Annotated in this window: 25 protein-coding genes; 18 read left to right on the top strand and 7 right to left on the bottom strand. The window is 36.5% G+C overall.

The window, feature by feature from the left end:
- Positions 1–150: 150 nt before the first annotated feature.
- The 5 genes from P3G65_RS07095 (at position 151) to P3G65_RS07075 (ending at position 5,023) form a co-directional block, all read left to right on the top strand.
- Complete coding sequence (locus P3G65_RS07095; protein ID WP_019292392.1) at positions 151–549, top strand: Spx/MgsR family RNA polymerase-binding regulatory protein; 399 nt, start codon at positions 151–153, stop codon at positions 547–549.
- Between the two features lie 120 nt (positions 550–669).
- The gene (locus P3G65_RS07090; protein ID WP_019292391.1) at positions 670–1,203 is read left to right on the top strand and encodes a phenolic acid decarboxylase; all 534 of its coding nucleotides are present in this window, start codon (positions 670–672) and stop codon (positions 1,201–1,203) included.
- 136 nt (positions 1,204–1,339) lie between these two features.
- On the top strand, positions 1,340–1,897 hold the full coding sequence (locus P3G65_RS07085; RefSeq protein WP_019292390.1) for a PadR family transcriptional regulator: 558 nt from the start codon (positions 1,340–1,342) through the stop codon (positions 1,895–1,897).
- A gap of 143 nt (positions 1,898–2,040) precedes the next feature.
- Positions 2,041–3,345: a hemolysin family protein gene (locus P3G65_RS07080; RefSeq protein ID WP_019292389.1), complete on the top strand. Its 1,305-nt coding sequence runs from the start codon at positions 2,041–2,043 to the stop codon at positions 3,343–3,345.
- Positions 3,346–3,520: 175 nt separating this feature from the next.
- Positions 3,521–5,023 carry a flavocytochrome c gene (locus tag P3G65_RS07075; protein ID WP_019292388.1) on the top strand — a complete coding sequence of 501 codons (1,503 nt, stop codon included), beginning with the start codon at positions 3,521–3,523 and terminating at the stop codon, positions 5,021–5,023.
- Between the two features lie 52 nt (positions 5,024–5,075).
- On the opposite strand, the gene P3G65_RS07070 is transcribed toward P3G65_RS07075, so the two are convergent.
- From P3G65_RS07070 to P3G65_RS07050, 5 genes are all read right to left on the bottom strand, one after another.
- Complete coding sequence (locus P3G65_RS07070) at positions 5,076–6,023, bottom strand: magnesium transporter CorA family protein (protein WP_019292387.1); 948 nt, start codon at positions 6,021–6,023, stop codon at positions 5,076–5,078.
- A gap of 119 nt (positions 6,024–6,142) precedes the next feature.
- Positions 6,143–6,700, bottom strand: a complete 558-nt coding sequence (locus P3G65_RS07065) for an Asp23/Gls24 family envelope stress response protein (protein WP_019292386.1) — start codon at positions 6,698–6,700, stop codon at positions 6,143–6,145.
- Positions 6,701–6,721: 21 nt separating this feature from the next.
- On the bottom strand, positions 6,722–6,910 hold the full coding sequence (locus P3G65_RS07060; protein WP_014024981.1) for a DUF2273 domain-containing protein: 189 nt from the start codon (positions 6,908–6,910) through the stop codon (positions 6,722–6,724).
- 9 nt (positions 6,911–6,919) lie between these two features.
- The gene (gene amaP, locus P3G65_RS07055; protein WP_019292385.1) at positions 6,920–7,480 is read right to left on the bottom strand and encodes an alkaline shock response membrane anchor protein AmaP; all 561 of its coding nucleotides are present in this window, start codon (positions 7,478–7,480) and stop codon (positions 6,920–6,922) included.
- Positions 7,481–7,513: 33 nt separating this feature from the next.
- Positions 7,514–7,753, bottom strand: coding sequence for a GlsB/YeaQ/YmgE family stress response membrane protein (locus tag P3G65_RS07050; protein ID WP_004256350.1), 240 nt, complete (start codon positions 7,751–7,753; stop codon positions 7,514–7,516).
- Positions 7,754–8,030: 277 nt separating this feature from the next.
- On the opposite strand from P3G65_RS07050, the gene P3G65_RS07045 reads away from it, so the two are divergent.
- The 3 genes from P3G65_RS07045 to P3G65_RS07035 all read left to right on the top strand — a co-directional run bounded on the left by P3G65_RS07045 (position 8,031) and on the right by P3G65_RS07035 (position 10,231).
- A complete protein-coding gene (locus tag P3G65_RS07045) occupies positions 8,031–8,969 on the top strand; it encodes a N(5)-(carboxyethyl)ornithine synthase (protein ID WP_019292384.1) in 939 nt (312 codons plus the stop codon).
- A gap of 143 nt (positions 8,970–9,112) precedes the next feature.
- The gene (locus tag P3G65_RS07040; RefSeq protein ID WP_014024978.1) at positions 9,113–9,355 is read left to right on the top strand and encodes a GlsB/YeaQ/YmgE family stress response membrane protein; all 243 of its coding nucleotides are present in this window, start codon (positions 9,113–9,115) and stop codon (positions 9,353–9,355) included.
- 153 nt (positions 9,356–9,508) lie between these two features.
- On the top strand, positions 9,509–10,231 hold the full coding sequence (locus P3G65_RS07035; protein ID WP_019292383.1) for a bifunctional 2-polyprenyl-6-hydroxyphenol methylase/3-demethylubiquinol 3-O-methyltransferase UbiG: 723 nt from the start codon (positions 9,509–9,511) through the stop codon (positions 10,229–10,231).
- Positions 10,232–10,423: 192 nt separating this feature from the next.
- On the opposite strand, the gene P3G65_RS07030 is transcribed toward P3G65_RS07035, so the two are convergent.
- Complete coding sequence (locus P3G65_RS07030) at positions 10,424–11,059, bottom strand: DUF421 domain-containing protein (RefSeq protein ID WP_019292382.1); 636 nt, start codon at positions 11,057–11,059, stop codon at positions 10,424–10,426.
- Positions 11,060–11,074: 15 nt separating this feature from the next.
- Positions 11,075–11,521: a DUF3290 domain-containing protein gene (locus P3G65_RS07025; RefSeq protein ID WP_019292381.1), complete on the bottom strand. Its 447-nt coding sequence runs from the start codon at positions 11,519–11,521 to the stop codon at positions 11,075–11,077.
- A 262-nt stretch (positions 11,522–11,783) separates the two neighbouring features.
- Here P3G65_RS07025 and P3G65_RS07020 point away from each other — a divergent pair, with 262 nt between their 5' ends.
- The 10 genes from P3G65_RS07020 (at position 11,784) to P3G65_RS06975 (ending at position 22,339) form a co-directional block, all read left to right on the top strand.
- On the top strand, positions 11,784–13,181 hold the full coding sequence (locus tag P3G65_RS07020; protein WP_019292380.1) for an APC family permease: 1,398 nt from the start codon (positions 11,784–11,786) through the stop codon (positions 13,179–13,181).
- 145 nt (positions 13,182–13,326) lie between these two features.
- Positions 13,327–13,842 carry a ribosome maturation factor RimM gene (rimM, locus tag P3G65_RS07015; protein WP_017370130.1) on the top strand — a complete coding sequence of 172 codons (516 nt, stop codon included), beginning with the start codon at positions 13,327–13,329 and terminating at the stop codon, positions 13,840–13,842.
- Position 13,843: 1 nt separating this feature from the next.
- On the top strand, positions 13,844–14,572 hold the full coding sequence (gene trmD / locus P3G65_RS07010) for a tRNA (guanosine(37)-N1)-methyltransferase TrmD (protein WP_019292379.1): 729 nt from the start codon (positions 13,844–13,846) through the stop codon (positions 14,570–14,572).
- Entirely contained in the window at positions 14,572–15,156 is a 585-nt protein-coding gene (locus P3G65_RS07005; protein ID WP_019292378.1) for an HAD-IA family hydrolase, read from the top strand. The genes trmD and P3G65_RS07005 overlap by 1 nt, the downstream gene beginning before the upstream one ends.
- On the top strand, positions 15,153–15,551 hold the full coding sequence (locus P3G65_RS07000; protein ID WP_050810949.1) for a DUF1149 family protein: 399 nt from the start codon (positions 15,153–15,155) through the stop codon (positions 15,549–15,551). The genes P3G65_RS07005 and P3G65_RS07000 overlap by 4 nt, the downstream gene beginning before the upstream one ends.
- A gap of 23 nt (positions 15,552–15,574) precedes the next feature.
- Complete coding sequence (locus P3G65_RS06995; RefSeq protein ID WP_019292376.1) at positions 15,575–16,417, top strand: DegV family protein; 843 nt, start codon at positions 15,575–15,577, stop codon at positions 16,415–16,417.
- 227 nt (positions 16,418–16,644) lie between these two features.
- Positions 16,645–18,171 (top strand): YfcC family protein, encoded by a 1,527-nt coding sequence (locus tag P3G65_RS06990; protein WP_284071139.1) that lies wholly within the window; start codon positions 16,645–16,647, stop codon positions 18,169–18,171.
- A gap of 48 nt (positions 18,172–18,219) precedes the next feature.
- Positions 18,220–19,563, top strand: coding sequence for a M20 family metallopeptidase (locus P3G65_RS06985; RefSeq protein WP_284071138.1), 1,344 nt, complete (start codon positions 18,220–18,222; stop codon positions 19,561–19,563).
- Between the two features lie 188 nt (positions 19,564–19,751).
- Positions 19,752–20,948 carry a CCA tRNA nucleotidyltransferase gene (locus P3G65_RS06980; RefSeq protein WP_019292373.1) on the top strand — a complete coding sequence of 399 codons (1,197 nt, stop codon included), beginning with the start codon at positions 19,752–19,754 and terminating at the stop codon, positions 20,946–20,948.
- On the top strand, positions 20,945–22,339 hold the full coding sequence (locus P3G65_RS06975) for a C69 family dipeptidase (protein ID WP_019292372.1): 1,395 nt from the start codon (positions 20,945–20,947) through the stop codon (positions 22,337–22,339). Before P3G65_RS06980 ends, P3G65_RS06975 begins: the two co-directional genes overlap by 4 nt.
- The last annotated feature ends 63 nt before the right edge of the window (positions 22,340–22,402 follow it).

Genomic DNA, 22,402 nt, shown 5'->3' with positions numbered 1-22,402 from the left:
AATATCTTGGATTTGTGGCAAAAAACTAGACAATTTTAAATTTGGTTTAAGGAACAGTTAACTCACAAATAAGAAAAGAATAGTATATTAAAGATACGACTTTGAAAAATTGCTAAAAGGTTCTGAAAATGGGAATAAGAGGGATAAACTATGATTAAGCTATATACGGCGGCGGCCAACTCATCATCACAAAAGGTAAGAAAATGGCTTATGGATCATCACTTAGAGTTCCAAGAAATCAATCTCACCAAAGATACACTTACAAAAGAAGAAGTTCTTGCAATTTTTTCTTTAACGGAAGAAGGGTCTGATGATATTATTACACGTAGAGGAAAAGCCATCCAAAATTTAAAAGATGATTTTTATTCTTTAACGATTCAAGAACTGATTCAAGCAATCGTTGATAATCCTCTGCTACTTCGTCAGCCATTAATCATAGACAATAGCCATTTGCAAGTCGGCTACCACGAAGAAGATATCCGAAAATTTTTGCCTCGAGAAGTACGGAAAGTTATGATTGAAGACTTTGCTAAAAAAAGAAAATTATAAATAAAAAAATGCTGATTTAAAGGTCGGTATTTTTTTATTTGACAATTTTTAAATAAAGGAGTAATCTATATATGTAAATAAAACATGTTTAATTTACATATATAGAAAGAAGGACTAAAAATGAAAAAATACTCTACATTAAAAGACTTTATCGGCTCACATATGATTTATACCTATGACAATGGTTGGGAATACGAAATTTATATTAAAAATGAGAAAACAATCGATTACCGTATTCATGGCGGAATGGTTGCTGGTCGTTGGGTAAAAGAACAAGAAGTTGACATCGTGATGCTTACAGAAGGTATTTATAAAGTTGCTTGGACCGAACCAACAGGAACAGATGTTGCTTTAGACTTCATGCCAAATGAAGAAAAAATGCACGGTATGATTTTCTTCCCAAAATGGGTACACGAACATCCAGAAATTACGGTATGTTTCCAAAATGACTTTATCGATGTGATGCATGAATCACGTGAAAAATACGAAACTTATCCAAAATACCTAGTCCCAGAATTTGCTACAATCACGTATATTGCTAATGCTGGAACAGACAACGAAGATGTCATTGCCCAAGCACCATATGAAGGTTTACCAAATGATATTCGTGATGGTAAGTATTTTGATGAAAACTACCAAAAAGTAAACAAATAAGAAATAGAAAGATGAGTTTATTCATCTTTTTTCATTTATAGCCTGAGAGTGTTTATTTCAATATTATTCCGTTATAATAGAGTTTACATTTACAATTTTTAAAAATTGGGTTATTATGGAATAAGGGAGAAATAAAATGGCCAGTGAAGATAAATTGTCTTATATTATTTTGGGTTTGTTGAAGCACGAACCATTAACAGGATATGATTTAAAGAAAAATTTCGAAAGCGAAGTGGGCGAATTTTGGCAAGCAAATACGGGACAAATTTATCCGACCTTAAGAAAACTTTTTGAGGCTGAAGCAGTCGATTTTGATGTCGAAATTGTTGGTGCCAAATTAAAGAAAAAAAAGTACTACATCACAGATAAGGGGCGTGAAATGTTTGACCAATGGATTCAAGCGCCTGCTGAACTCTATGCCGTTCAAAAGGACGAATTTATGTTAAGGTTGTACTTTTTGAAGAATGACGACGATGTCCGAATTATTGACTTAATTAATGAAGAAATAGAAGTACATAAGAAAAAACTGAATTATCTTCTGCAACGTCAAGCACTTATCTTTGGAGGAGATAATCCTAAAGAAAAAGATGGACATTTTTTAGTTTTAGACTTTGCCATCCAAAGAGAAAACTTTCGACTTGATTGGCTACAAAAGGTGAAAAGTAGTCAAGTTAAGTCTGAGAGTCAGAGATAATACGAGCGTATAATAAAAAGCATCTAGAATTCTAGTGCTTTTTTATTAAACAAGCAGTGTCGCAATGAGGACCGGTAAAGTTTTTGCTATAATAGAGAAGAGAGAATTTTTAAGAATGATTAAAAAATAAAGGGGATAATCTATTGACGGTAAATCTTATAATAATAGTATTAATGATTGCTTTTACAGCTTTCTTTGTTGCATCTGAGTTTTCTTTGGTGAAAATACGTAAAAGTCGTTTAGAAACACTGGCAGCTGAGGGCAACAAACAAGCAAAATTAGCTATTGTTGTTGTGGAGCATTTGGATTCATACTTGAGCGCCTGTCAGCTAGGGATTACATTGACTTCTTTGGCTATTGGTTGGGTTGGAGAAAGCACAATTCACGCCTTACTTGCGCCTGTGATTCATTATTTTCCACTGCCTAATACGATTGCAGAAAGCTTTTCAATTGTTTTAGCTTTCTTGCTGATTACTTTTGTTCACGTCGTAATTGGTGAATTGATTCCGAAATCACTCAGTATTTCGAAGACAGAAGCTGTTGTTTTAGCAGTCGTAAGACCTTTGCACTATTTTTACAAGCTTACATATCCCTTTGTCTGGCTGTTGAATGTTTCCGCAAGCTCTATTGGGAAGCTCTTTAATCTTAGCCTGGCATCAGAAGGAGAAGAAACACATTCGGAAGAAGAACTCCTTTTGATAGCCAACCAAAGCTTTGCTAAAGGTGAAATTAACGAAAAAGAATACGAGTATCTCAACAAAGTTTTTGAATTTGATGATTTATTAGCCAAAGAAATTATGGTCCCTCGTCTCGATATGGAAACAATTGCTTCAGATAAAACAATTAAAGAAGCGCTAGAGTTTGCAATTGAAAAAGGACACACGCGTTTCCCAGTCATTGGCAAATCTAAGGACAATATCTTAGGATATGTGACTCTCCAAGCTCTTATTAAGGAGTATCTTGTGTCGCCAATGCAGAAAGTGCGTACGATTGCTCAGGAACCCATTGTCTTTATCGATACTAGCCCAGTCAAAATCTTGCTTTCACAAATGCAAAGTGAACACAAACATTTCGCAATTTTGTCTGATGAATATGGTGGAACCAGCGGTTTAGTAACGATTGAAGATATTCTTGAAGAACTTGTGGGTGATATTCAAGACGAGCAAGACCATGAAGAAGAAAATATTGTCGAAGTTGAACCAGGAATTTATCATGTCAAAGGGAAAACTCCTTTATCTGAAATTGAAGATAAGTTTGATACTGATTTCGATAATCCTTCGGCAAGCAATACTATCAGTGGTTATATTATTAATGCTTATCTGGAAAATAGAGAAGAATTTGACGTAGGGAGTATTAAAGTTTTGAATAATTTACAGATAAGGATTCTTGAAATGGACAGAGTGACTCCAAGTGAGTTAGAGATAACTAAAGTAGAAAAAATCATCTAGATTTTGATGATTTGTAGATAGTCAAAAGTTCACATAAAAATGTGAACTTTTTTTGATAAATATTTTAAAAAGACATTTCTTATATTTTGTGCACTTTTTAATATAAACTTGACAAACCAGATAGGACATGGTAGAATTCTATTTGTTCATGTGAATACAAACACAAGGAGAGATTATGAAAATTTGGACAAAATTAGGATTGCTTGCCATTGTTGGCCTTTCATTGACGGCATGTGGAGGAAATGCTCAAAATAAAAGTACGTCTTCTAGTTCATCAGAAAAGACTGATGCTAAAACAGGCGCCAGCAAAACTATGACTTATGCAGAACCGTCAAGCTTGAAAAAAAGCTATGATGTCATCATCGTTGGTTCTGGTGGTGCAGGGATGACAGCAGCTATCGAGGCGAAGGATGCGGGAATGAATCCTGTTATTCTTGAGAAAATGCCGATGGCTGGCGGAAACACTTCCAAAGCATCTGCTGGATTGAACGCTTCGGAAACATCTGTCGAAAAATCACAAGGTGTTACAGACTCAAATGATAAATTTTATGAAGAAACACTTAAAGGTGGTGGAGGAACAAATGATAAAGAACTCCTTCGTTACTTTGTCGATCATTCTGCAGCAGCAGTAGATTGGTTAGCACAGAATGATATAGTCCTTGATAATTTAACGACTACAGGTGGGATGAGTGTTTCTAGAACACACCGTCCACATGATGGTTCAGCTGTCGGAGCTTATCTTGTTAAAGGATTAGAAGAAAATATATCTAAACGTGATATTCCAGTTTTTGTTAATAGTGATGTGACAAAAATAAATGAAAAAGACGGAAAAGTCTCAGGTGTCGAAGTTAAAATCGAAGGTGAAACAAAACAAGTTGACTCAAAAGCTGTCGTTGTAACAACAGGTGGATTTGGGGCCAATCAGAAAATGATTGCTAAATATCGTCCTGACTTGAAAGACTATGTCACAACTAATGCAGCTGGTTCTACTGGGGATGGGATTGAAATGATTTCCGCTCTTGGAGGTGCTTTGGTTGATATGGATAAAATTCAAATTCACCCTACTGTTTTCCAAAAAACAGGATATCTTGTATCTGAGTCAATTCGTGGTGAGGGAGCTATTCTCGTAAACAAAGAAGGTAATCGTTTCTTTAATGAAATGGATACACGTGATAAAGTTTCCGCAGCGGAGCTCAAACAAGATGGCAAATATGCCTATGCCATTTTTGGTGAAGGAACAAAGGATAAAGTTAAAGCTGTAGATCAATATATTTCTAAAAATATGGTTGTTGAGGCAGATAATGTTGAGGAACTTGCGAAAAAACTTGATATAAAACCAGAAGAACTTAAAGCAACAGTGACTAAATGGAACAAAGCAGTGGCCGATAAAAAGGATTCAGAATTTGGACGTACAACAGGGATGACCAATGATATTTCTGGAAAGGTTTATGCTATTAAAGTTGCACCAGGAATTCATCACACTATGGCTGGTGTCAAAATTAATACACAAACACAAGTTCTAAAAGAAGATGGTCAACCAATAAAAGGTTTATATGCCGCTGGTGAAGTTACAGGTGGTTTGCACGGTGGTAATCGTATCGGAGGAAATGCAGTCGCTGATATCATTATCTTTGGACGTCAAGCTGGCCAAGAATCTGCAAAATATGCAAAAGCTTAATAAATATTTTCACTTGAAATAAAAAACATCCTAAAGTTGGATGTTTTTCTTTTTATAAAAGTTTTATTTTTCTCAACCAATACCAGACACCACCACTAAGGGCGAGCGAAATCGCCAAAACCAATAGGAAACCAAAGGAGAATTCTTCAAAGGGAAGTTTAAGATTTATGCCCCAAAAGCCATAAATCATGGTTGGTATAGTCAAAACGATAGAAATTTCGGTGAGAGTTTTCATTATGGTATTGAGACGGAAGGAACTTAGATTGTTGACCATTGTATCTAAGCTAGCAAGATATTTATTATAGGCTTGAGTAAGCTTTTTTAAACTGTCTAAATTTTCCTCAAGTTTTATAATGCCGCTATGTCCGTTTTCGTCTAAATTCAAAGTATTTTTTTCACGCTTAAAAAATTCTATTATTTTGTCATCACTATCATAGGTTAGGGATAAACTGATTAAATATTTTTTGAGTTGAAGTAATTGACTGAAGAGTGAGCGTGTAGGACCATTATCATTAATCGAGGTCTCTAATTTTATAATTTCATCCCTAATTTTTTGCGCATCTTCGGTCATTTTAGCAAGAGCTGCATTAATCAAGTCAACCAAAATTTCTTCGGTTTTTAATTCCTTCTGGCAGTTTTTAAGGAATTCTAAGATGAAGTCTTCTTTATCTTCAGTAATAATCATTACTGAATGTTCAAGCTTTAAAATAAGTAGAGAGTCAACCATATGCTCAAATTCAGCTTCCTCCCTCTCTCTTGGATAGAGAAGAAGTAAAGTGATATATCCATTTCCATTCTCTCCCTTATTAAAGAAATAGTTAGCCTCTTTTTTATCATAAAACAAAGAAGAGAGATCCTGTTGATATTGATTATTTAGATGTTTGAAAAATTGACGGTCAGGTTGATAAAAGTAAAATAAGGTATTATCCTCTTCACTTTCAAGGGGAGCTATTTTAGAAGCAGCAACTTCTAAAGCTTTAAGGATTTTATATTTAAACATTGACTTTCCTCCAAAAAGAGTCACTTCCAAAAGTAAAATAAGATATGATATGATAGCCAAAAGGCCCCTATCATAGAGGCCAACTTAGAAGTTAGATTTTAAGAAAGAAGCGGAAATGCTTACTCTACTCTCCCATTTTCAGGCGTCATGTCGTCAACTTTATCTTTTACTTTATCGACTTGTTTTGAGGTAAATTTTCCTGTCGTTTGCGCTGCGTCAACCACACGATCTTGGACAGTTACTTCGTCATCTTTTTGTTGTTCTTTTGTCTTAATGTCTGTAACTGTTACATTAACTTCTACAACATCTAGGTCCGTCATGTTTGCAACTTCTTTACGGATAACATCCTTGATGCGGTTATAAATTTCTGGAACATTTTTACGGTATTCTGTGATAACTTTCAAATCTACTGCAACTTGTGTTTTGCCCACTTCAACATCAACTCCAGAAGTTACGTCATCCGTATTTACAAGTTTTCCAGTTAAGTTAGAGAAGAAGCCACCTTCAACAGCCAGTAAGCCATCCACGGTTTCTAAAGCTAATCCTACAATTTTTTGGACTACTTTGTCTTCGTAAGTTAATTCTCCTTTGATATCCTGAGTATTTTCGTGATTCTTAGAAGCAGTATGCTCAGTTTCGGCCATTGTTCCAAAGGGTTTCATGTTTTCTTGTACCATTTAATTCTCCTTATTTTTAAGTTATTTCCGATTTTTTAAGTGTTCAATGATTCCAGTCTTTTGTAGAAATAAGCCCGCTATTACACCAAAGCCAATTAATATCAACAGTAGAACCATTTTCCAAAAACCAATAGTGAAGATGGCAATGGCAGCTATACCACCGATAATGCCACCAATAATTGGATATCGATATCTTTCCAGATAATCCATTGACACCTCCTATACAACGCGAGAGCGTTTATTGTTTGTTTCTTTATTTAATGCATTTACTTCAACTTTTATTTTTACAGGTTGATCTACACCAAAGAAAAGTTTTAAGCTATCAATAATCTCTTGTTCGAGCAATCGTGATTTTTCAGCAATTTCGACCCGAGGAATGATTTCCCCCTTCACATCAATGTTTATTTTCTTTTTATAGAGTGTAACATTAATGCGCGGAGATTTGAGAAAGTCATTTTCGAGAACTTTCTCACGGACAAGTCCTTCAATAGCTGAACGTTTTAAAGTGAGTTTTCCACCATGAGTAGGTAGTTCAATATCAATATAGGTACGAGGATAAAATGCAATGATGAGTAAGGCAATTATTAAAATAACAGCCAAGATAGCATTTCCCCAGAATAGATAGACAGGTATGAATTCACCGATATAGACGACTTGACTTGAAGCACTTGTCATATCGCCATACTCCACTAAATTGTAGTAATCCCAAGCTGAAGGAACTACAAGAGAAAGTAGGAGGAGATCAAATACGATGAGAATAAATTTCTTTCCAGATGACACAAGGCCTCCTTTCTAGATGCTTTAACGAAAAAATTAATGACTCATTTTTGATAAAACAAAGGATACAACGGCTACCACAATAACGGCACCGATGATTGAGGGAATCAAAGCCATACCGGCCAATGAAGGCCCCCAGCTTCCGAGGAGGGCTTGACCCACAGCAGAACCGACTAAACCGGCTAAGATGTTGGCAATCCAGCCCATGGAGCCTCCTTTAGTGATGACTCCTGCAATTAAGCCAATGATGGCTCCGACAATAAGTGACCAAATCATAAAATACCTCTTTTCTAGTATGTGCTGACATACATTTCTATTCTTAAAATAACACATCTGGAAGGCGGATTCAAATGATTGGTTTATTATTTTTTCATTATTCCAAAAAAATAAGAGCTTAGATTGCATATATATCTGACTTATGGAGTAATATTCCGAAAATTCAGAAAGATATTGATAGGATTTAAAAAATAAAAGTGATAGAATAATGAAAGGGGATACAAAATTGGTAAATAATACAATTTGTATCTCAAAAAATAGAAAGAAGGAGAAAATTATGATTTTAGGTTTTATTAAGGCAAATTTCCCAGGAGAACGTCGTGTTCCACTATTACCACAAGACATTACAGATTTTGATAATCAATTGCTGATTGAAACTGGATTTGGAGAGTTTTTAGATATTGAAGATGTTGAATATGAAAAAGCAGGGTGTAAAATCCTTTCAAGAGAAGAAGTCTTCAAACAGTCTGAAGCGATTTTTTCATTGAAACTTATCCAGCCAAGTGACTATGACTATATTAAAAAGGGCCAAATCATCATCGGTTGGACCCATCCTTATGGCTCTGGTAAGTCTTTTATGAAAGAACAAGCCATTCCTAAAGAGCTTATTGTTGTTGATTTAGATAATAATTTCCCTGCTATTTATTATAAGGATAAAGTCATCGAAATACAGATACCATCAGGTATTATGGAACGTAATAGTTTTTTTGCTGGTTATGCTGGTACTTTAGATGCTCTGCTGAAGTTTGGCATTTTACCAGATGAAAGCACTAGAATAGCAGTTCTTGGCTCAGGAAATGTCTCACAAGGCGCCTTTCATGCAGTTTCAAAATTTTCTTCAAATGTAAAAATGTTCTACCGACGGACACTTCCGGTTTTTAAGGAAACTTTTTGCACTTACGATATTATCATCAATGGTATCGAAGTTGGAGCGGGTAATGCCCCCATTTTATCCTTAGAGGATCAAAAACAACTGAAGAGAGGAAGTTTCATCATAGATACGGCAGCTGATGCGGGGAATACTATTGAAGGGAACCATTTCACAACAATGAAGGACTCAATCTATAAAGGAAAAGGTATTTATTACTATTGTGTGCCTAATACACCATCTATGGCTTATCGTAATGTTAGTCCAATGCTAAGTAAACAATTGAGTAAATACATTTTTAAAGAAAATGTTGAAATTTTTAAAGAAGCACTGAAACAGAGTAAATAATTAGTGACATAATATAACAATGTAACCTCTAGCTTAAGCTTACCTAAAAATAATAAACAAGTTGTTTGCTTGAATATTATGATTTTGTTATAATGAAATTGTTATGAAATTATAATATTATTTTAAAGGAAAGAGGTATTTTTATGATTTGGTCACTTATTGTTGGTGCAATTATTGGGGTGATAGCAGGAGCAATCACAAGTAAAGGTAAATCTATGGGATGGATTGCTAATATCTTAGCCGGTTTAGTTGGTTCTGCTGTGGGTCAAGCCCTTCTCGGAAGCTGGGGTCCTTCATTAGCCGGTATGGCTTTGATTCCCTCAATCATCGGTGCCGTTATTGTGGTAGCCGTTGTATCATTCTTCTTGGGTAAAACAAAAGATTAATACAATTCTTATAAAAAATCACTCTTTGGGTGGTTTTTTTCTATGATTAAACAGGCAGATATAGTACAATAATTCTAAAATGTTTTAGAATTAACAAGAAAATCAAGAACAACTTGTATAAGCAAGAAATGCATATCAGGAGGAAAAAGGAAAGTGACTGAAGAAGAACAAGAGCTCGTCTATTTTTGGGATGGTTTTGCTGAAGAATATGAAGAAATACAACAGGAATCGCCTTTCCCGATTGCTCAAGAGTTAGGAAAGTTCCTTGTACAAGAGAAAATTCTACCTTGTCAAACACTTTTAGATATTGCAGGAGGAAGCGGGCGTTACTTGTCCGTATTTCAGGACCAAGTTAAGAAATATACTTTAGCAGATATTTCACCAAAGATGTTAGAACTGGCAAGAGAGAAAAGAAAATCAGGGCATGTCGATTTCCTTAGGATTAGCCAAGAGGCGATGATTAAAACAAATAAAAAATTTCAAGTTGTTTTTTCCGCAATGAATCCTGCTTTGAATCGTCCTGAAAAGATAAAAGAATTGTGGCAACTCAGTCAAAAGTGGTGCCTTATCTTCCGATTGGTTAAGGATGAAGATAGCTTATTTTCTCCTTATAATCAGGAAGTGAACCCAGAGTTAAAATGGATGGCAGACTACAAAAACTTTCTTCAAAAAGAGAAGCAAGAATTTTTTGTGCAACAATTTACTTTTGAAAAAACAGAAATGATTTCAAAAGCCTTTTTCCACGCGTATTTTGAGGATGAATGCAGTAAACGGGAGTTGGAACGCCGTATAAACGAGCATTTTGGAGTGCAAGAATTATGCAAAAATTACCACAAAGTTGTTTACGAACTGATTTACATTCCATGTGACAAATAGTGACGATAAAGCATAATGCCTTGTACTATATTCATGATTTATGCCTAAGTCGAAAGAAAAACTAAACGCGATTCAAAAAAAGTATAAGTAAAAGCCCAAGAAAATTATTATTTTCTTGGGCTTTTGTTTTACATTACTGGAAAAGAAAAATAAATAAATTTATTCATTATCCTTTTTTAATATGAGTGGAGTTTAATCATGATAGCCGTAGAGTTTTAATTCGCCCGAAATATATTCTCCTAGATAGACTTCAGTAATTTTATGAAAGCCGTTTTCAACGATTTTAGTTTCGAGCCACTCTTCGTTTTTATTTATAATATCTAAAACATCATAGTTGGCTTGTCCGTCTACAATGATCGGGTATTTAATGTTTTCTCCTCCAAATTCGATAATTGTTAATTGACCATTTTGCTCTAAAATTGCGCGCTTTACATTTTGAACTTCATAAATTCCATTAGAGCGTAGCTTAAACATAAGTTCATTTGCAGAAATCCCATTTTTCAAACACTCCGTAACTTTTATTTTTCCATCTTGAATTAAAGTAAGTGGCTTTCCGTCTACGATGACTTTAATATAACGATTATGTTCTTTAGCAAATTTTAGGAGAAGTACAAGAAGAGTCCAGATGATTAAGACAAGGACAAATTGCAAGACGGTTATAGAATCATTATAAATGACACCTCCAATTATCCCACCTAGGACATAATTTTGAACTTGATCCATTGCTGATGAAGGTGCAAGATTACCTTTTCCCATGATGTTAATTTGGATAATTAAACAAACAATTCCGAGGGCAAATTTGATTATTATTGGACTGTATAATTGCATAGCTAACCTTTCTTATTATTTAGAAATAATATTGATTTTATTATTGAGCAGATGGGTTTCGGTGATAGTATAGGATTGCTGATCGGCATTGAGATTGACCGTGTAAAAATCATCTTTTACTTTTACAATGATTCCATCAGTAAGTTGAGTTGAACTTACCAGAATGTCTTTTTGCTCAACCTTCATATTATCTGCAAATTGCTCAACAAAATTGACCATTTGAGAGGATTGAGAATGCCGTGACTGATTAACCTGATAATTTGAATACTGTATTCCAAGAGAAAGGATGAGGAACAAGAAAAAAATGAGACTAAGATCTCGATATTTCGTCTTGATTCGATGCTTCAAATATAACGAAAAAACAACGATAAGTAGTATGAGTGAACCAAAAATGAAAATATACCATAGGTAATCTGTTAAGCCCGCTTGTGTTTTCAAGAAACCAATATCATAAAAATTCATAAAACCTCCAATAAACTATCTGCAATTGTCTCTTAATAACCAATATATTATTAAAAAATTCCACAATTATATACTATCATAAACAAACTAATATATATATAAAATATTTTTCATTCATCAACTTAAAATAAAAAACACAATAATAGTTTGTATAATTTTAAATAAAATGGTACAATTTTACCTAGTTAAAATTTTTAATATTTTAAATTATAGCTTATATCCATGGAAAAATAAGCTATAAGAAGAAGGGAGAAAAAGAAATTTGGGATTTTCGACAAAAGCAAAATTTGAAACCTACAGTAAAAAGGACAGTAGATTAGAAAAAACATTGGGGGTTAAAGACTTCTTGGCTTTAGGAGTGGGAACGATTATTTCTACTTCAATCTTTACTTTACCAGGAATTGTTGCTGCACAATTTGCAGGACCAGCTGTTGTATTTTCATTTTTGATTGCTGCAGTTGTTGCTGGTATGGTCGCATTGGCCTATGCTGAAATGGCCAGTGTTATGCCCTTTGCTGGCTCAGCCTACTCATGGATTTCAGTGCTCTTTGGTGAGGGATTTGGCTGGATTGCGGGTTGGGCCTTACTTGCAGAATACTTTATTGCCGTAGCCTTTGTAGGCTCGGGCTTCTCGGCTACATTCCAGCATATTCTAGCAACCTCTAATATACATTTACCTGCGGCTTTAGCTAATCCACTTGGCACTAATGGTGGTATCGTTGATATTATTTCTTTAATTGTTATTTTAATTGCCGCTCTTCTTGTATGGCGGGGCTCTAATGATGCTGGAATAATTGCGCAAATCTTAGTTGTGTTAAAAATTATTGCCATTATCACATTTATTGTTGTAGGTTTAACAGTGATTAAACCCCAAAATTATACACCGTTTATACCTAAGCACAATCCTACTACAGGCTTTGGAGGTTTATCGGGAATTTTATCGGGTGTTTCAATGATTTTCCTTGCTTATATTGGCTTTGATTCGATTGCGGCTAATTCAGCTGAAGCTAAAAACCCCAAACGTACAATGCCTTTAGGTATTGTAGGCTCGCTCATCATTGCCGTGGTTCTGTTTTCAGCAGTCACGCTTGTTCTTGTCGGCATGCATCCTTATACTGAGTATGCAAATAATGCAGCTCCTGTATCTTGGGCTTTATCAGAAGCAGGTTTTCCTTTGGTTTCACAAGTGATTTCAATAGTTGCTGATGCCGGAATGTTTATTGCTTTACTGGGAATGATTTTAGCGGGGTCTCGACTGATTTATGCTTTTGGTCGTGACGGAATGCTTCCAAAAGTATTGGGAGATGTAGACAAGCGTGAGAATCCAACCAATGCTTTGGTTGTTTTAACTACGGTTGCAATAATTATTGGGGCTTTTTTCCCATTTACCTTCCTGGCACAATTGATTTCCGCAGGTACGTTGATTGCTTTTGTCTTTGTTTCGATCGGGATGTTTGCTTTACGTCCGCGTGAGGGCAAAGACTTACCACAAGCAAGTTACAAAATGCCATTTTACCCGATTTTACCAGCTCTGGGCGCAATAGGCTCGATTATTGTATTTGAAAATCTTGATTCACTTGCGAAACTATACTGTTTTATCTGGATTTTGTTAGGTATTGTGATCTATTCTTTGTATGGTGCGAAGCGCGAAAAAAATTAAAAATTTTATACCGATTTGAGGATTTATCAAATCGGTTTTTACTTTAATTAAAAGTTAATTACCTCAAAACTAACTTTTTTTAAAGGAAGAAACACTTACAGAAGCATATAGGGAAATAATACGTGAATTATGATAAAATATCTGTATGACAAAATTTTACAATGTAGGCACAATAGTGAACACACAAGGGCTTCAAGGAGAAGTTCGTGTGATTTCAGTTACCGATTTTGCTGAAGAACGTTTTGCAAAAAACACAATTTTGGCTCTTTTTGACAAAAAAGGAAATTATGTCCAAGATTTGAAAGTTAAATCATCTAGAAAACAAAAGAATTTTTATATCGTCAAATTTGATGGCTTTTATCATATTAATGATGTTGAAGGCTTTAAGGAATTTACTTTAAAAATAGCTGAGGACAAGTTGAAGGATTTGGACGAAGGCGAATTTTATTATCATGAAATTATTGGTTTAGATGTATATGAAAATGATCAATTAATTGGACAGGTTAGCGAAATTCTTCAACCAGGTGCAAATGATGTGTGGGTCGTCAAACGTAAAGGCAAGCGTGACTTGCTTCTTCCTTATATTCCACCTGTTGTATTGAATGTTGATCTTCAAGCTAAAAGGGTGGATGTAGAAATTATGGAAGGTTTGGACGATTAGGATGAAAGTTGATATTTTAACCATTTTTCCAAATATGTTCGACTCACTCAACCAATCGATAGTTGGGAAAGCACAAGAAAAGGGACTGCTTGAACTTCATACCCACGATTTTCGCGAAAATGCGAGCAACAAGCAAAGACATGTGGATGATATGCCTTATGGCGGAGGTCAAGGCATGTTGCTGATGCCGCAACCTATCTATGATACAATGGATAAGATTCCGCATGAAAAGGCGCGTGTGATTCTCCTTGATCCTGCAGGCAAACGCTACAATCAAAAAATGGCTGAAGAGCTTGCCCAAGAAGAGCATCTAATTTTTATTTGTGGACATTATGAAGGTTATGATGAACGAATTAAAGATCTAGTGACGGATGAGATTTCGCTTGGCGACTTTGTCTTAACAGGCGGAGAAGTAGCAGCTACTGTTATTGTTGATTCTGTAGTACGCTTGCTGCCTGGAGCTTTAGGTAAAGCAGCCAGTCATGAGGATGATTCTTTTTCTTCAGGATTACTTGAGTATCCGCAATATACACGTCCAGAAGAGTTTCGTGGGAAGAAGGTCCCAAGCGTTCTGATGTCCGGTCATCACGAAAATATTCGTAAATGGCGCTTGACGGAGAGCTTGAAAAAAACTTTAGCACGACGTCCGGATTTGTTGGAGCAGTACGAGACAAATGCAGAAGAAGAGGAGATTTTGAAACAGCTAAAGATGGAAAGAGAAAAATCTTGATGGCTTGGAAAAATTATATTTGGGATTTTGATGGAACACTCTTCAATACCTATCCTGTAATGTTAGAGGCCTTGCGTGAAGCAATGAAGCAATCTTCAGTAGAATTTCCGGGGGATTTAGAAGCTTATATCAAACGCTTCTCTATTCGTAAATTCGCTTTTGAGTTTGCAGACGATGACTTTCTTGATTTGTATCATAAAATAGAAGCAGAGATGCAAGTCAATCCTCAGGTTTACCCTGAAATCCCACAAATTTTGTCAGAAATTGTAGAAAATGGCGGACAAAATTTTGTCCTCAGTCATCGTGATGATGCTACCTTTGAATATCTGGGTGAACTAAAAAAATACTTTACGGAAGTCATTACCAGTCAGCAAAATTTTGCACGGAAACCAAGTCCAGAAGCTTTGGAATATTTGATTCACAAATATAAGTTGGTGCCAGAAGAAACAGTCATGATTGGTGATCGTCCTCTTGATATTGAAGCAGGTATAAACGCAGGTGTAGCCACTTTGCTTTTAGATGAGAAAGCATATTTTGGAGATATCTCCGACAAGAAAATAAAAAATTGGAGTGAATGGAAATGACATTAACATTAGAACGTGATAAAGAATTTGTAAATCAATTTCACTATGATGCACGTAATTACGAATGGGAAAAAGAAAACGGAACACCTGAAACAAATATCAATGTACAATTTCAGTTAGTGCCTCACGATCAAGTACCTGACGGAAAAGTTGCTGCAGAAGATACAGCAATTTATGCTATCTTGACATATATGATTCCTTTGGAGAATATTGTCTTATCAGGTATGCTCAGCCAACTTAACTACATTCGTGGTCGCCAAGTGAAAGAGCAATCTGAATTAGAACAAGAAGAAATGGCTCAAATTGCTGACCCACTTTTTGATCTTTTGAAGCGCTTGGTGTACGAAACAACAGAGGTTGCCCTTGACCAACCGGGCATCAACCTCCAATTTTAAGGATTTTTTCAAGATTATTTATTATGAAATTAGCTATTATTACAGATACTTCGGCAGACTTTGCCGAACAATATAAAAATCGTGACGATTTATTTGTCTTGGAAATTCCCATATCTATTGAGGGAAAAGAATATAAACCAAGTGAAATGACACACCAAGAGTGGTATAAGTTGATGGCCGCAACTTCAGAGGCGCCTAAAACATCACAACCAAGCATTCTTGAATTAGAAGAATTACTGCGAACACTAAGACAAGAGGGCTATACTCATGTTTTAGGTGCTTTTTTGAGTTCAGGAATTTCAGGTTTTTATCAAAATGCATTTTATCTACAAAGTGAATTTGAAGATATGGTAGTCAAGTTTCCTGAAACCTTTATCACCTCTAGTCCACTTGGCTATATGATTGAGACAGCACTTGATGCGGCGGATGCCGGAAAGTCATTTGACGAAATTATTGCTCAGTTTGAGTATCAAAGAGAAAATGACAATGCCTTCATGCTTGTAGATGACCTTCATTGGTTAGCTAAAGGGGGGCGCCTGTCGAGAGGTGGAGAGCTTTTAGGAACACTCCTCAATATCAAACCTATTTTACAGTTTTCAGAAGATGGTAAAGTTGTTGTATATGATAAGGTGCGTACAAGCAAGAAAGCTGTGTCAGAGCTAAAGAAACTGATGCTTGCGAATAGTGATCCAAAGTCGCACAAGGTCTACGTTCTCCATGCTGATGCGGAAGATCGTGCGAAAGACCTTTATGATTTTGCCAAAGCTCATGGCTACGATGATGTCGAAATCGTAACATTTGGACCTGTTATTGCAACTCACCTAGGCTTGGGTGCGATTGCTTACGGGTTCTCACCTAAGAAATAATTTATTGTATAAAAATTAATTGTGAAAAGAGAAGGAAACATTTTAGTCATTCCTTCTCTTTTTTTTGGCGTTTTATAAAATAGTTATTTTTAAGGAAGTGTAAACGCAATCATATAAACGTTGAGAAATAATTGTCTATTTATTTCAAGTTTTGTTTGACTTTAAGTTAAAAAAATATTAAACTAAAGTTGTTATTATACGCATAAATATACATTAGGAGGTATATAATGGAAGCAAAAACTGGAAAGAAAAAATTCCAAATGCCATCGGCATACACGATTCTTTTCATCATCATTGTCCTTATTGCAATCCTGACCTGGTTTATTCCAGCAGGACATTACAAAGTAGATGATGCTGGCAATATTATTGCTGGATCATTTACACAGGTAGCTTCAAACCCTCAAGGGATTTGGGACATGCTTATGGCTCCCGTTAATGGGATGTTAGGTATTGAAGCAAATGGAAATGTACCTGCTACGCCAGCCGCAATTCCTATCTCATTCTTTATTTTAATGGTAGGTGGCTTTTTAGGTGTAGTAAATAAAACCGGTGCACTTGAAGCAGGTATTGCCTCAATCGTTAAGCGTTTTAAAGGTAAGGAGAAGATGCTGATTCCGGTCTTAATGATTCTCTTTGCACTTGGGGGATCAACGTATGGGATGGCGGAAGAAACATTGGCTTTCTATGCTTTGATTATCCCTGTCATGATTGCGGTTGGTTTCGATACGGTCGTGGCAGTTGCCATCGTTTTAGTTGGCTCTCAAGTTGGTTGTTTGGCTTCTACAGTGAATCCATTTGCTACAGGTGTAGCTTCTCAAGCAGTTGGTATCTCCATGGGACAAGGTATGGGACTTCGCTTCTTCATGCTAGTCGTACTTACAGGGATTTCAATTCTCTATGTTTATCGTTATGCTTCAAAGATTGAAAAAGATCCTACAAAGTCTTTAGTTTATAAAAATCGCGAAGCAGATATCCAACATTTCGACATTGCTTCTATTGAAAAACAGGAAAATATTACGCAACGTCAAAAACGGGTCAATGTTGTTTTCTTCGGAAGTTTTGTCATTATGATCATGTCACTTGTACCATGGGATATGTTGAATGAACACTTTACTTTCTTTAATGACTTTACTACTTGGCTGACATCAATTCCAGGCTTAGGTGTTGTTCTTGGTAAGAGCATGGTGCCGTTTGGTGCATGGTACTTCCCAGAAATTACAATGCTCTTCATCGTTATGGCCGTTGTGGTTGCTTTCGTTTACCGTATGAAAGAATCTGAATTTATTTCTGCCTTTCTCGAAGGTGCATCAGACATGATTGGTGTTGCTATCGTCGTAGCTGTGGCACGTGGGATTCAGGTTGTGATGAACAATGGGATGATTACAGATACAATCTTGCATTGGGGTGAACAAGGACTTCAAGGACTTTCATCAAGTCTATTTATTATCTTAACGTTTATCTTCTATTTGCCAATGAGTTTCTTGATTCCATCAACATCAGGTTTAGCAGCTGCTACTATGGGGATCATGGGTCCAATGGGCGAATTCGCCAATGTTTCAAAAGATTTGGTCATTACTGCTTATCAATCTGCATCAGGTATTTTGAACCTTATCACACCAACATCCGCTGTTGTTATGGGTGCACTTGCTATTGCCCGCTTTAATATCGGAACATGGTGGAAATTTATGGCCAAGTTGATTGTGATTCAGTTGGTTGTAATCATGATTATCCTTGGAGTTGCCGCAGTATTATAAAAAATGAATAAAAAGCTTTCCATCGGGGGAGCTTTTGTTGGAGGTCACATGAAAACTTTTATTACAGATGAATATCAAACAGCAGCTGTGCAATCACTAGGACGTTTAGTCAAACATGCCTCTGTATTAGACGAGAGTGATTCTGGTCCAGGCCATCCTTTTGGGAAAAAAGTTTTAGGTGCTTTAGAAGAAGTCTTGGAACTTTGTCAAGAATTAGGTTTTAAGACTTTCCAAGATCCTGAAGGTTATTATGGTTACGCTGAGACTGGCGAGGGCGAAAAACTTTTTGGCTTACTTTGTCATATGGATGTCGTACCTGCAGCAGACCAAGCAGGCTGGGAAACTGATTCTTTTGAAATGGTCGAGCGTGATGGTCTTTTAATTGGGCGGGGTACCCAGGACGATAAAGGACCAAGTATGGCTGCACTCTACGCAGTGAAGGCTTTAATGGATGCTGGTGTGACATTTGACGGGCGAATCCGTTTTATCTTTGGTACAGATGAAGAAACACTTTGGCGTTGTTTGGATAAATATAATGAAAAAGAAGAGGCAATCACCATGGGCTTTGCACCTGATTCTCATTTTCCGCTCAACTATGCTGAAAAAGGGTTGCTTCAAGCCTATCTTACTGGACCTGGCACAAAAGAATTCACATTACAAGCGCCCGGCGCTTTAAATGTCGTCCCCGATCGTGCGGCTTACACTTCAGAAAAATTAGCAGAAGTAAAAGCAGCTTTGGCAGCGCATGGTTTTTCTTATGAAGAAACCGAAAAAGGAATTTCCGTACAGGGCAAAAGCGTACATGCTATGGTGGCACCAGAAGGGATAAATGCCACTTTACGTTTGGCTATTGCCTTAGCAGAAGTATTTGACTTCAAGCCACTTGATTTCTTGGGTAAACTTGTTCAGGAAAATGCCACAGGTGAAAATGTTGTGGGCCAAGTTATGGATGAGCAATCTGGTGAATTAACCATGAATTTCACAGATGTTGAGGTCACTCCTGAACATACAAAAATCGGTGTGGATATGCGTATCCCTGTAACTATTGATAAAGATGAACTGGCTGGAAAGCTTGCTGCTCAAGCAGCGGATTATCAACTTGAATATAAGCAATATGATTGGTTAAATCCTCTCTATGTGCCGGTAGAAAGTGAACTTATCCAAACGCTTCTTGCTACTTATCGTGAAATTACAGGAGATATGACGGAGCCAATGGTTTCTGGAGGAGCTACCTTTGCTCGGACGATGCAAAATTGTGTAGCCTTTGGGGCCATGTTCCCTGAAACACCCGACTATATGCACCAAGCTAATGAACAATGGGCAATTACGGACATGCGTAAAACGATGGAAATATATGCTGAAGCCATCTATCGCTTATGTGCAGTGAAGTAAGCACGCCCCATAAAAAATGATTCTCCTTAGAATCATTTTTTATTATAAATAAGAAGAAAGTTGAATAACAATGACTTTTTCTCCTAAAATATCCGTATTCTCATTACTCTTTGGCAGTAAAAGTTTTTATATTTAAAAAAGATTTGCTCAGTAACTCTTTTTCAGATGAAAAGTGCTAAAATAGTAGTATGAAACTAGAGAATTTGCCGTCAGAATTTGTACAAGCTTTGCCGGTTTTGGAAAAAATACAGGCACATGGTTTTGAGGCTTATTTTGTAGGAGGAAGCGTACGGGATGCGCTTTTGCAAAGGCCAATCCATGATGTGGATATTGCAACCAGTGCATATCCGGCTGAAACCAAAGCCATATTTCCGCATACAATTGATGTGGGAATTGATCACGGTACCGTGTTAGTCTTAGCTGGTCAATCTGAAGCTGAACACTATGAAATTACTACTTTTCGTACAGAAAGCACTTATACAGATTATCGCCGTCCGGATTCTGTAGATTTCGTCCGAGAACTTTCGGAAGATTTAAAACGCCGCGATTTCACGATTAATGCCTTTGCTATGGATACTGAGGGACAGATTATTGATTTGTTCAATGGTCTTTCTGATTTATCTGGGTCACGCTTGCGTGCTGTTGGAATTGCAACGGAGCGTTTCAATGAAGATGCGCTTCGGATTATGCGGGCAATGCGTTTTGCTGCAACTTTAAATTTCGATGTTGAAAAAGAAACCTTTAAAGCTATGCAATCGCGTGCTCATCTTTTAAGCAAAATCTCTATTGAACGTATTTTCATTGAGGTCGACAAGTTGCTTTTGGCTAAAAATTGGAAAAAAGGCTTAGAAATATTGTTAACTTCGCAAGCTTATACTTTTTTGCCGGACTTGCAAGAAAAAGCTATACAAGCTTTACTTCAAACTCTAAAGGCGTCCTTTACTTTTGTCAATTCAGAGCAAGCTTGGGCTGCGCTCTTAGTGCATAGTGATCAGATAAATGTTAAAGCTTTCTTGAAAAAATGGAAGGTGTCGAATGACTTTATCAAATATGTGTATGATTTGACAGAAGCCTATAAGCTTGAAAGTTGGAGTTTAGAGAGCATTTATCGCTATGGGTTAGAAAAAGCTCTGCTGGTTGATCAGCTAAAAGTTGCCGCAGGGCAAGATATTGATTGTGATCAGGCTTATATCTATGATGCAAAGCTCCAGATACATAGCAAGTCAGAGCTTGCAGTAACTGGAAATGACATTATTCAAACATTTAATATCAAGCCAGGTCCGATTTTAGGGAAGCTGCTACATCAGATTGAAGAACAAGTCGTTAACAACCAATTAAAAAATGATAGAAACAAAATTTTAATATATATTAAGGAGATTCTATGATTACTCGTAAACAAGGTTCATGTACTACTATTTTGGTGGGGAAAAAAGCCTCAATTGATGGCTCAACACTTATCGCTCGTAATGACGATGGACATGAAGCACTGGATCCACAACGCTTTGTTGTGGTTCAACCAGATCAACAACCGCGTCATTATAAAGCTGTGTTAAGTGCTTTGGAACTGGACCTTCCAGAAAACCCAATGCGTTATACTGCTACACCAAATGCTGTTTTAACAAGCGGAACTTGGGCTGCTGCAGGGATTAATGCTGCAAATGTTGCAATGTCAGCTACAGAAACAATTACAACAAACCCACGTATCTTAGGACTTGACCCTTACAATGAAGAAAGCGGCATGGGAGAAGAAGACTATGTTACTCTTGTCTTGCCTTACATCCACAGTGCGCGTGAAGGTGTTGAACGCTTAGGTGCCCTTCTTGATCAATATGGAACATATGAACCTAACGGTATTGCTTTTGCTGATAAGGAAGAAGTTTGGTGGTTGGAAACAATTGGTGGCCATCATTGGGCAGCAGTACGTATTCCAGATGATTCTTATGTGGTTGCGCCTAACCGCATGAACATTGATCATTTTGATTTTGAAAGTGAAGATACACTTTGTTCAAAAGATTTGAAAGAACTGATTGATGAAAACCATCTTAACCCAGATTTTGAAGGTTATAATTTACGTCATATCTTTGGTTCCAGCTCAGTTAAAGATAGTGTATATAACAATCCACGTACTTGGTATGGTCAAAACGCTTTGGGAACGCCAAGTGACGATCCTCAAAATCCAGAATTGCCATTCATCTGTAAAGCCACACGTAAAATTTCAGTAGAAGACATGAAATTTGTGCTCTCAAGCCACTTTGAAAATACTGAATTTGATACTTACGGTACAACAAATACGCCGGAACAAGCACAACTTTTCCGTCCAATTGGGATCAACCGTAACCACAGTGTACACATTTTACAAATCCGTAATCATGTTGATGAAAAACTTGCAGGTATTCAATGGTTGGCATTTGGGGCAAATACCTTCAACCATGTCGTACCTTTCTACACAAATGTTGATGATACACCAGCTTGCTATCGTGATGCAACAGCGACATTTGACTTGAATAATATGTACTGGCTCAGTTGTACAGCAGCACTTCTTGGTGATACAGATTACAGCAAGTACGTTGATTTACGTGATACCTATGAATTGGCAACTGTAGGTAAATTCCGTGAAATCCAAAATAAAACGGATAAAGCGGGAGCTGCAGCAGACCTACAAGCAGCAAATGAAGAATTAGCAGTGTTTGCATTAAAAGCAATGACTGAAATGCTGGGGCGTATGGTAATTTCAGGTTCAAATCGCATGAAACTCCGTTATGATTTCAACGATTAATTCTGATAAAAGCACTTATGTGCTTTTTTTTGTGCCCTATACAAAATACTAAAAACTGTCTAT

The organism is Lactococcus sp. bn62 (assembly GCF_029492705.2).
In the GTDB taxonomy this organism is placed as follows: Bacteria; Bacillota; Bacilli; order Lactobacillales; family Streptococcaceae; genus Lactococcus; species Lactococcus petauri.
Note: the sequence above shows the minus strand (reverse complement) of the source record. Positions and strands in the feature narration are given on the sequence as shown.